Source organism: Clavibacter michiganensis, assembly GCF_002151125.1.
GTDB lineage: Bacteria > Actinomycetota > Actinomycetes > Actinomycetales > Microbacteriaceae > Clavibacter > Clavibacter michiganensis_C.
In genome coordinates this window covers 483,861-493,499 of record NZ_MDJZ01000016.1, presented here as the reverse complement: position 1 = coordinate 493,499, position 9,639 = coordinate 483,861, and the positions used below count along the sequence as shown (strand labels likewise).

The following is a 9,639-nucleotide window of genomic DNA, read 5'->3' as shown; positions in this document are numbered from 1 at the left end:
TAATATCGGCCGCCGCGCGGGCCTCGGCCTGGCGACGGGCCTCTGCGGCCGCGGCCTCCTGGCGCTTCCGCTCGCCGATGGCGAAGCCCTCCTCGACGGAGATGCGGGAGTCGCGGAGCGTGGCGAGCTGCGCCTGGAGCTCGGAGCTGCGGGCCTCCTGCTCGGCGAGCGCCTGATCCGCGCGGGCCTGCGCCGCGGACGCCTCCTCGAGCTTCGCCTGGGCGTCGGCGGCGAGGACGGCGAGCGCCTCCTTGGCCACGGAGGCCTGCTTGCCGAGGGACTCGGCGGTGCGGGCGGAGGTGACGGCGATGGTGAAGGCGGTGTCCTGGCGGTCGGCGAGCTTGGTCGCCGTGCCCATGCGGGCGAGGAGGACGTCGGCGTCCTCGCCGCCGCTCGTGAACAGGCGGAGGGAGACGTCGCTGCCGCCGCCGCTGCGGGCGAGCTGCGCGACGAGCTGGCCGACCTGGCGCTTGGCCTCGTCGGCCTCCTCCTGGGCCCTGGCGGCCTTGGACTCGAGGGCCTCCAGCTCGCCGGTGGCCTCGTCGAGCGCATCCACCGCGGCGGCGTGCTCGTCGGCGCGCTGCAGGGCGAGGGCCGTGGCGGCCTCGACCTCGGCGGAGAGCCCGGAGATGAGGGACGTGATGCGCGTGACCTGGTCGGAGGTGGCCTGCTCGCTCGAGCGCGCGGCCTGCACCTCGGACCAGGTGGGGTACTCCTCCGCGGCCTGCGCCGAGGGGACGCCGAGGCCGAGCAGGAGGCCGGATGCGGCGAGGACGGCGGCGATGCGCAGGCGCGGCGCGGTCGCGTTCCGCGGGCGTCCGGGGACGGGGCGGGCGGTGCGTGCGGAGCGTGAGATGGCGGGCCTCGTCGAGGTCGGTGGAGCGCGGTCCTTTCGACGGTAGCCGAAATGTGCAGGAACACCACCATCAACTTTTGTTTCTTCGGGTGAGGAAACAGCCGTCGGGATCCTGGGGGGACAGCCGGACCCTAGGATCGGGCCGCAGGACGACCCGCGTCCGGTCGGGAGCGCGCATGACGGCCATCGAGACGCCCGGCGGCCGGGCCCAGGCGCGCGGCGCGGGCATCGTGACCGCGGTCGTCGGGTTCGCCGGCACGTCCGCGGTCGTGCTCACGGGCCTCACGGCGGTGGGGGCATCGCCGTCCCAGGCCGCATCCGGGCTGCTCGCGCTGTGCGTCACGCAGGGCCTCGGGACCGTGCTCCTCGCGCACCGCTTCCGCCGGCCGATCACGCTCTCCTGGTCGACGCCGGGGGCCGCGCTGCTCATCGGGACCGGCGCGGTCGAGGGCGGCTGGGCCGCCGCGGTGGGCGCGTTCCTCGTGTGCGGGATCCTCGTGCTGGCGACCGCGCTGTGGCCGCTCCTCGGGCGGCTCGTGCGCCTGATCCCGGCGAGCGTCGCCGCCGCGATGCTCGCGGGCGTGCTCCTCCCCCTGTGCGTCGCGACCGTGACGGCGGCGGTCGCCACGCCCCTCGTCGTGCTGCCCGTGGTCCTCGCCTGGCTCGTCGCCGCCCGCCTCGCCCCGCGCTGGGCGGCCCCGACCGCGTTGGCCGCCGCGCTCGTCGTGGTCGGCATCTCGCTCGCGGTCGCCGGGCCCGCGCCCGGGACGACGCTCGAGCTCGCGCAGCTCGTGCCGCGGATCGAGCTGACGGCGCCCGTGTTCACCATGGCGGCGGCGGTCGCGCTCGGGATCCCCCTCTTCGTCGTGACGATGGCGTCGCAGAACCTGCCGGGCGTCGCGGTGCTCGCGAGCTTCGGCTACGAGACGCCGTGGCGGGCCGCGATGACGACCACCGCGGCCGCGACCCTCGTGAGCGCGCCGTTCGGCGGGCACGCCGTGAACCTGGCCGCCCTGTCGGCCGCGCTCTCGGCGGCGCCGTCCGCGCATCCGGACACGCACGAGCGGTGGCGCGCGGCGAGCACGGCCGGGTGGACCAACCTCGTGCTCGGGCTGGCCTCGGCGGCGCTCGCGGCCGTGATCGTCGCGGGTCCCGCCGGCGTGGTGGCCGCTGCCGCCGGGCTCGCGCTCGCGCCGTCGCTCGCGTCGAGCCTCGCGTCCGCGGTGCGGGATCCGGGTGCGCACCTGCCCGCGGTCGCGACGTTCGTGGTGGCCGCGTCGGGGATCACGGTCGGCGGGCTGGGCGCCGCGTTCTGCGCGCTCGTCGCGGGCGTGCTCGTGCACCTGGCGCTCCGGACGCGCGCGACCCCGCGTGACAGACTCGATCGACACGAGAAGCGAGACGCCGAATGAGCACCGACCCCTCCCCCGCATCCCCCGCGCCGGACGCCGTCGTCCCCCGCGACGCCGAGCTGCAGAGCACGACCTGGACGCTGGTCCTCGCCCTCAGCGCCGAGCAGGTCTCGGGCGACGGCACCAGGTCCGCCCGCCTGGCCGAGGCGCAGGCTGCGTTCGAGCGCCTGCTGCCCGCCGACCACGTCGTCGTCCGCTGGACCCGCGAGGTCGGCCGGATGATGACCGAGGAGGCGCGCCTCTGGACCCGGTGGGAGCTGTTCACGCCCACCGTCGCGACGCCGCTGAAGCTGTGGTCCGAGGGCTACGTCGACGAGACGTGGTTCGCCGAGCGGATCGAGGACGACCCGTTCGTCCCCGTCGTGATGAAGGCGCCCGCCGACGCTCCCCAGGACGGGGCCGCGTCGTGAAGGTCCTCGTCACCGGATCCCGCGGCAAGGTCGGCCGCGCCGCCGTCGAGGCGCTCGTCGCCGCCGGGCACGACGTCACGGGCGTCGACCTCGTGCGTCCCGTCTTCGACGCCGGCGTCGTGGTGCCGGGCCGCTACGTGATGGCCGACCTCACCGACCAGGGTGACGCGTTCGCGGTCGTCGCCGGCATGGACGCCGTGGTGCACGTCGCCGCGATCCCGCAGCCCACGGGCAACCCCGCGCACGTGGTGCTGCAGACGAACCTCATGTCGACGTTCCACCTGATCGAGGCCGCCGTGCGCTTCGGGGTGCCGCGCTTCGTCAACATCTCGAGCGAGAGCATCGTCGGCAACTTCTTCCCCGAGCGGCCGTTCCTGCCCGACTACGCGCCCGTGGACGAGGAGCACCCGCTCCACCCGCAGGATCCGTACGCGCTCTCCAAGGCCTTCGGCGAGCAGCTGATGGACGCGGCCGTGCGCCGCTCCGACATCCGCGTGATCTCGCTCCGCCCGAGCACCGTGCACAACGACGACAACTACGCGTCGAACCTCGGCAAGCAGGTGCGGGACGCCTCCGTGCTCACCGCGAACCTCTGGAGCTACATCGACGCGGACGACCTGGCCGACGCGATCGTGCTGTCGGTCGCCTCCGACCTGCCCGGCCACGAGGTCTTCTACATCGCGGCCGCCGACAACGCGGGCGGGCACGACTTCGCCGCCGAGCTGAAGCGGCACTACGGCGACGCCATCGAGCTCCGGGCGATCGAGCGCGTGGACTCCTCCGGCATCTCGACCGCGAAGGCCCGCCGCCTCCTCGGCTGGGAGCCGAAGCGGAGCTGGCGCGACCACCTCGACGCCGACGGGAACGCGCTGCCGCGCTAGGCGGATCCGCCCGCCGGCGCGGGTCCCGTCGACGCGCGGGCGACGAGCGCGGTCGGCACGACCGTGGTGCCGGCCTCGCCGCCGTCGAGCCGCTCGATGAGCCGACGGGCGGCCGCGGCGCCGAGCGCGGTGCGGTCGACGGCGATGGTCGTGAGCGCCGGCGCGAGGAAGCGGCTCGTGCCGAGGTCGTCGTGGCCGACGACGCTGACGTCGACGCCCATCCGGAGCCCGGCCGTCGCGGCGGCCGAGTAGACGGCGGTCGCGAGGTAGTCGCTGCTCGTCACGATCGCGGTGGGCCGGGTGGCCGCGGGCTCGGCGAGCGCGCGCGTGAGCGCCTGGACGGCGGCGTCGTGCTGCATGGCCGTCTCGATCACGCGCGGGGCGAGGCCGCGCTCGGCGCAGATCCGGTGGAAGGCCGCGACCCGCTCGTCGTCGGCGATGCGGTCGCGGGGCGCGGCGACGATGGCGATGCGCCGGTGCCCCAGCTCCGCCAGGTGCTCCATGGCCTGCGCGACCGCCTGCTCGCCGTCGACGTGCACGCGGCTCGCGTCGATCCCGGGCGCGTGGCGGGCGCCGTTGATGAGCACGACGGGCTTGCCGGTGGATCCGTCCCAGTCGGCCGCCGCGCTCCCCCCGCCGATGGGCGCGAGCGCGAGCCCGTCGACGCCGCGCGCCGCGAAGGTCGCCACGAGCTCGGCCTCGCGCGCGGGCGAGTAGTCGGCGGATCCGATGACGACGCCCAGCCCGGCCGCCGCGCACGTGGCGTCGAAGCCGTCGATGACGTCGAGGAAGAAGGGGTTCCGCATGTTGCGGATGAGGAGGCCCACCGCGCCGGAGCGGCCGGTGCGCAGCGCGACCGCCGAGGTGGACGGCACGTAGCCGAGCCGCGCGGCGGCCTCCTTGACGCGCGCCCGCACGACCTCGCCGACCCCCGACCGCCCGTTGAGCGCGAAGCTCGCCGCGGTCGCCGAGACGCCGGCCTCGCGGGCGACGTCGGTGAGCGAGACCCGTCGGCGCGGGGCGGGGTCGCGGGTCATCCGTCATTCCTAGCGTCTCGGGGCCCGCGCATCGGCCGGAGCCGCGTGACGGACCGGTGCGACCGCAGGCGTTAAGGCGGCGTTCACGTCGCGGACCGGAGCGGGCCGCTCGACGACTTTAACGTTTTAGTCATCCTCGACGAAAGGCCCACCCGCATGTCCCTGCTCCGCACCCGCGTCGCCGCCACGGCCATCGCCGCCGTCGCCGCGCTCGCCCTGGCCGGCTGCACCTCGGCCAGCACCGGCACCGGATCCCCCGCTGCCGCCGGCTCCGGCGACACCTCGGCCGGCACGCTCATCACCTACAACTCCCCCTCCTCGTTCGCGAACTTCGGCGCGCTGCTCGCGCAGTTCGGCACCGAGCGGTCGGTCGCCGCCCCGAGCGACAGCAAGAACTCCGGCCAGGCGCTCGCCGCGCTGGTGGCCGAGCAGGCCGCGCCCCAGGCGGACGCCGTCTACCTCGGCATCGCGTTCGGCCCGAAGGCCGTCGAGGCCGGCGTGACCGAGGCGTACGAGCCGCCCGGGTTCGACGCCATCCCCGACGGGCTCAAGGACCCCGAGGGCCGCTGGTTCGCCGTGCACACGGGCGCCATCGCCTTCATCTGCAACACCGAGGCGCTCGGCGACCTCCCCTGCCCGACCAGCTGGGCGGATCTCCTGGAGCCGGAGTACCGCGGCATGACCGGCTACCTCGACCCCTCGCAGGCCGCCGTCGGCTACTCGGTCGCCGCCGCCGTGAACCTCGCCATGGGCGGGACGATCGACGACTTCGGCCCCGGCATCGACTACCTCCGGCAGCTCAAGGCGAACGGCGCCGTCACGCCGGCGCAGACCGCCACGGCCAAGGTCGTGCAGGGCGAGATCCCGATCCTCATCGACGCGGACTTCAACGGCTACGCGGCCAAGTACAACGACGGCGCCCCGCTCGACGTCGTGATCCCCGCCGAGGGCTCCCTCCAGGTGCCGTACATCGCGGCGCTCGTGAAGGACGCCCCGCACCCCGAGCTCGCGAAGCAGTGGCTCGACTACCTGCTCTCCGAGGACGGCCAGTCGACGCTCGCCGGCGGCTACGTGCGGCCGATCTCGGGCGAGGTGCCCGCGGAGATCGCCGACGAGGTGGAGAGCGCGGAGGACTTCGCGCGCGCGCAGGTCGTCGACTACGCGGCCCTCGCCGACGCGCAGGCCGCCTTCGTCACCCAGTACCAGGCGGAGGTCCGCTAGACCGTGCCCACGCGACCCCTCCGGGTCGGCTGGGGCGGCCTCGTCGCCGCCCTCCCCGCCCTCGCGCTCCTCGTCTGGTTCCTGCTGCGGCCCCTCGCGGGTCTCGTGATCGACTCGCTGCACCGCACGGTCCTCGGGGTGCGCGAGGGCGGGCTCACGCTCGACAACTACGCGGCGCTCGTGACCGACGACCGGCTCCGCGCCTCCCTCGTCACGACGATGCTGCTGTCCGCCGGCGTCACGATCGTGACGCTCGCGATCTGCACGCCCGCCGCCATCACGCTCGCCCGCTCCGGGCCGCGCACCTCCGCCCTCGTGGACGCCGTGCTCGTCTTCCCGCTCGCGTTCCCGGGCATCGTCATCGGCTTCTTCGTGATCGTCATGCTCGGCCGCAACGGGCTGCTCTCGCAGGCGATCGAGGCCGTCACGGGCGATCCCGGCGGGCGCTGGGCGTACACGGCCGGCGGGCTCGCCGCGGCGTACGTGTACTTCTGCATCCCGCGCGTGATCGGCACGCTGCGCGGCGCGGCGTCGGGGCTGGATCCCGAGCTCACCGCGGTCGCGGCCTCGCTCGGCGCCTACCCGGCGCGCGTCGCGTGGTCGGTGACGATGCCGCTGCTGCGCGGGCCGCTCCTCGCCGCCGCCGGCGTCTGCATGGCGACCTCGCTCGGGGCGTACGGCACGGCCGCGACGCTCTCGGAGGGGATCCGCGTGCTGCCGCTCGACGTGGCGGACGCCCTCTACAACCAGGGCGACCAGGGCCTCGCCGCCGCGCTCTCCGTGGTGCTGGCGCTGCTCGCGGTGCTGTCGCTCGTGCTGTGCGCGGTCGGGGCGCGGATCGTCGACGGGCGCGGTGCCCGGTCGGGCGGCGCATCCGATGCGCTGGTCGCGTCCGTCGCGCCGGTCGCCGTGCCGCCCGGGGCCGCCGCCGCGTCGTCCGCCGTCGATCCCGCCATGGCGCCCGTCGTCGCCGGCCGGGGGATCCGGTGAGCCGCCGCCCCGGGCACCGCGACCGCGTCGGCCCCGCCGCCCTCGCGCTGTGCGTCGCGTTCGTGCTCGTCCCCATCCTCGGCACGGTCGTCGTGTCCGTCTCGCCCGACGCCTCCCGCGGGCCGCTCGCGGGCGGGATCACCGCCGACTGGTACGCCATGGCGTGGGAGCTGCTGCGCCCGCGCGTCGGCCCGACGCTCGCCGTGACCGCGGTCGTGCTCGTGCTGTCGCTCGTCGTCGTGCTGCCGCTCTGCCACGCGCTCGCCCGCCGGCTGGTGCCGGGCGGTGCCGCGGTCCGGCAGATCACGATGCTGCCGCTCGCGGTGCCCGGCGTCGCGCTGGGGCTCGCGCTCGCCGCGTCGGATCCGCACCTGCGCACGAGCGGCGCCCTCCTCGTGGTGGGGCAGCTGCTCATCGCGCTGCCGTTCCTCGTGGCGGGGCTCGTGCCGTCGCTCGCGTCGGCCGAGCTGATCGAGGCGGAGCGCGTGGCCGCGACGCTGGGTGCGGGCCCCGTGCGCCGGCTCCTGACGATCACGCTGCCGGCCATCCGCCTCCCGCTCGCGGCCGCGCTCCTCATGGCCGCGGCGCTCTCCATCGGCGAGTTCAACCTCAGCTTCTTCGTGGTGCCGCCCGCCAACCAGACCGCGCCGTTCGCGCTCTACTCCGCCTTCACCACCCAGCGGCTCGAGCTCGGCGCCGCGGGATCCCTGCTCTTCGGCGTGGCCCTCGTGCCCGCCGCCGTCGCCGACGCCCTGCTGGCGCGCAACGCCCTCTCCCGGAAGGAGAACGCATGACCGTCCTCGACGCCCCGGCCGCCCCCGCGACCGCCGCCGCCCCCGTCCCCGCGCTGCGGCTGGAGGGGATCGGGCACCGCTACGGATCCACGCAGGCCGTCGCCGACGTGAGCCTCGAGGTCGCACCCGGCCGCGTGCTCGCGCTCGTCGGGCCGAGCGGATGCGGCAAGTCCACGCTGCTGCGGCTCATCGCCGGGCTGCTCACGCCGTCGAGCGGATCCCTCCACCTCGACGGCGAGGACGCCACCCGGCTCCGCGCCGAGCGCCGCCGCATCGGCTACGTGCCGCAGTCCTACGCGCTGTTCCCGCACCTGAGCGTGCGCGACAACGTGGCGTACGGCCTGCGCGCGCAGCGGGTGCCGCGCGCCGAGCGGGACGAGCGGGTGGACCACGCGCTCGAGCTCACGCGCATGACCGCGTACGCCGACCGCTCCCCCGCCCAGCTCTCCGGCGGGCAGCGCCAGCGCGTCGCGCTCGCCCGGGCCCTCGCGATCCGCCCGCGCGTGCTGCTGCTGGACGAGCCGCTCTCCGCGCTCGACCCGCAGCTGCGCGACGGCATGCGCCGCGACCTCCGGCGCCTGCTCGCCGAGGCGGACTGCTGCACCATCATCGTCACGCACGACCAGGCCGAGGCGCTCGCGCTGGCCGACGAGGTCGCGGTGATGCGCGACGGGCGGCTCATCCAGCGCGACACGGTCGAGGGCGTGTGGAGCCGGCCGGCGGATCCGTTCGTGGCCGAGTTCGTCGCCGGCGCCGCGGCCCTGCCCGCGCTCGTGGCCGACGGCGAGCTGGTCCTCGCGGACGACTGGCGCATGCCCGTCGCGGCGTTCGCGACGGACGGCGACGTGCCGGCGGAGGGCGCGTGCTTCGCGGTGGTCCGGCCCATCGGCGGCGCGAGCCTGCACGAGCGGCCCGTCGCCGGATCCCGCCCCGCCGTGGTCGTCGACGTCGAGCCGCGCGGATCGTCGTGGGCACTCCGGCTGCGGCTCGTGGGCGACGGATCCGGCGCGGTCGACGGCACCGAGCTCACCGTGTCGAGCGCCGCCCCGCACCTGCCGGGCCACGCCGTGCACCTGCGCCTCGACGCGCCGGGCACGACCGTGCACGCATCCCCGGCCGCCTCCCCCGCATCCCCCTGGCCGCCCGCGCCCGCGCCCGGCCGATCGCGTACGAGAGGACGACGCGCATGACCTGGACCCTGGACATCCTCGGCGTCGCCGCGACCGCGCCCGTCGCCGGATCCGCCGCCAGCGGCTACCTGCTCCGCGGCCCGCACGGCTCGGTGCTCGTGGACTGCGGTCCCGGCATCGTGCGCGAGCTCGCGGAGCGCGGCGCCCTCGACGACCTGGTCGCCGTGGTCGTCACGCATCGGCACGCCGACCACGCGCTGGATCTCGGCGCGCTCGCGTTCCGCCTGCAGTTCCCGCGGCCGCGCGCGCGCCGCGTGCCCCTGCACCTGCCCGCCGAGAGCCTCGACTACGTGGCGTCCTTCGACGAGCTCATCGGGATCCCGACCGTGCCGACCCTGCAGGCCCCGCTCGCGCAGGCCTTCGACGTGCGGGGGCTCGACCTCGCAACGCCGACCCCGTTCGAGGTCGCGCCGGGCCTCCTGCTCACGGCGTTCGCCGCGCACCACGCCGTGCCGAGCGCGTCGCTGCGCTTCGCGGACCGGGAGACCGGCGCGACCGTCGCGTTCTCGAGCGACACCTCGGACTGCCCCGGCCTCCGCGCCGCCGCGCACGACGCGGACCTGTTCGTCTGCGAGGCGACCTACCTCACGGCCACGCCGCAGGAGCTCGAGGGCCACGGGCACCTGACCGGCGCGGGCGCGGGCGCGGTCGCCGCGGGATCGGGGGTCGGCACGCTCCTCGTGAGCCACATCGCCGACCAGGCCCTCGCCCCGCGGATCCTCGCCGACGCCGCGGACGCCGCCGGCCCCGACTGCGCGACGCTGCTCGCCCGCCCGGGCGCGCGCTTCCCGCTCGACCGGCGGACCCGGGTGCAGGAGCGGGCCGCCGTCCGCTGAGCGACGCGTCCC

At 75.9% G+C, this 9,639-nt stretch carries 9 protein-coding genes and 1 pseudogene; 8 read left to right on the top strand and 2 right to left on the bottom strand.

The genetic code is table 11. The annotated features are described in order from the left end of the window. Positions 1-694, bottom strand: a pseudogene (locus BFL37_RS14830) (M23 family metallopeptidase); the annotation flags it as partial. A gap of 338 nt (positions 695-1,032) precedes the next feature. Between BFL37_RS14830 and BFL37_RS11815 the strand changes: the two are divergent. Genes BFL37_RS11815 through BFL37_RS11805 form a run of 3 tightly spaced genes read left to right on the top strand, consistent with a single transcriptional unit; the run spans position 1,033 to position 3,559 of the window. Further along, positions 1,033-2,268: a benzoate/H(+) symporter BenE family transporter gene (locus BFL37_RS11815; RefSeq protein WP_086515287.1), complete on the top strand. Its 1,236-nt coding sequence runs from the start codon at positions 1,033-1,035 to the stop codon at positions 2,266-2,268. Further along, positions 2,265-2,678 carry a hypothetical protein gene (locus tag BFL37_RS11810; protein WP_086515286.1) on the top strand — a complete coding sequence of 138 codons (414 nt, stop codon included), beginning with the start codon at positions 2,265-2,267 and terminating at the stop codon, positions 2,676-2,678. The genes BFL37_RS11815 and BFL37_RS11810 overlap by 4 nt, the downstream gene beginning before the upstream one ends. Next, positions 2,675-3,559: an NAD-dependent epimerase/dehydratase family protein gene (locus tag BFL37_RS11805; RefSeq protein WP_086515285.1), complete on the top strand. Its 885-nt coding sequence runs from the start codon at positions 2,675-2,677 to the stop codon at positions 3,557-3,559. The genes BFL37_RS11810 and BFL37_RS11805 overlap by 4 nt, the downstream gene beginning before the upstream one ends. On the opposite strand, the gene BFL37_RS11800 is transcribed toward BFL37_RS11805, so the two are convergent. Further along, positions 3,556-4,596 carry a LacI family DNA-binding transcriptional regulator gene (locus BFL37_RS11800; protein WP_086515284.1) on the bottom strand — a complete coding sequence of 347 codons (1,041 nt, stop codon included), beginning with the start codon at positions 4,594-4,596 and terminating at the stop codon, positions 3,556-3,558. The two genes, BFL37_RS11805 and BFL37_RS11800, sit on opposite strands and share 4 nt — an antisense overlap. A 156-nt stretch (positions 4,597-4,752) precedes the next feature. Here BFL37_RS11800 and BFL37_RS11795 point away from each other — a divergent pair, with 156 nt between their 5' ends. From BFL37_RS11795 to BFL37_RS11780, 5 genes are read left to right on the top strand one after another with little or no spacing between them, the layout of a single operon-like run. After that, on the top strand, positions 4,753-5,817 hold the full coding sequence (locus tag BFL37_RS11795; protein WP_086515283.1) for an extracellular solute-binding protein: 1,065 nt from the start codon (positions 4,753-4,755) through the stop codon (positions 5,815-5,817). A 3-nt stretch (positions 5,818-5,820) separates the two neighbouring features. Further along, positions 5,821-6,807, top strand: coding sequence for an ABC transporter permease (locus BFL37_RS11790; RefSeq protein WP_086515282.1), 987 nt, complete (start codon positions 5,821-5,823; stop codon positions 6,805-6,807). Next, on the top strand, positions 6,804-7,601 hold the full coding sequence (locus tag BFL37_RS14515) for an ABC transporter permease (protein ID WP_143331606.1): 798 nt from the start codon (positions 6,804-6,806) through the stop codon (positions 7,599-7,601). Before BFL37_RS11790 ends, BFL37_RS14515 begins: the two co-directional genes overlap by 4 nt. Further along, positions 7,598-8,791 (top strand): ABC transporter ATP-binding protein, encoded by a 1,194-nt coding sequence (locus BFL37_RS14510; RefSeq protein ID WP_143331605.1) that lies wholly within the window; start codon positions 7,598-7,600, stop codon positions 8,789-8,791. The genes BFL37_RS14515 and BFL37_RS14510 overlap by 4 nt, the downstream gene beginning before the upstream one ends. Further along, a complete protein-coding gene (locus BFL37_RS11780) occupies positions 8,788-9,627 on the top strand; it encodes an MBL fold metallo-hydrolase (protein ID WP_086515281.1) in 840 nt (279 codons plus the stop codon). The genes BFL37_RS14510 and BFL37_RS11780 overlap by 4 nt, the downstream gene beginning before the upstream one ends. Positions 9,628-9,639 lie beyond the last annotated feature (12 nt).

Excerpts from the sequence above, each read along its gene's own strand:
- BFL37_RS11815 (WP_086515287.1), top strand. The coding sequence starts at position 1,033 with ATGACGGCCATCGAGACGCCCGGCGGCCGGGCCCAGGCGCGCGGCGCG.
- BFL37_RS11810 (WP_086515286.1), top strand. The coding sequence starts at position 2,265 with ATGAGCACCGACCCCTCCCCCGCATCCCCCGCGCCGGACGCCGTCGTC.
- BFL37_RS11800 (WP_086515284.1), bottom strand. The coding sequence starts at position 4,596 with ATGACCCGCGACCCCGCCCCGCGCCGACGGGTCTCGCTCACCGACGTC.
- BFL37_RS11795 (WP_086515283.1), top strand. The coding sequence starts at position 4,753 with ATGTCCCTGCTCCGCACCCGCGTCGCCGCCACGGCCATCGCCGCCGTC.
- BFL37_RS14510 (WP_143331605.1), top strand. The coding sequence starts at position 7,598 with ATGACCGTCCTCGACGCCCCGGCCGCCCCCGCGACCGCCGCCGCCCCC.
- BFL37_RS11780 (WP_086515281.1), top strand. The coding sequence starts at position 8,788 with ATGACCTGGACCCTGGACATCCTCGGCGTCGCCGCGACCGCGCCCGTC.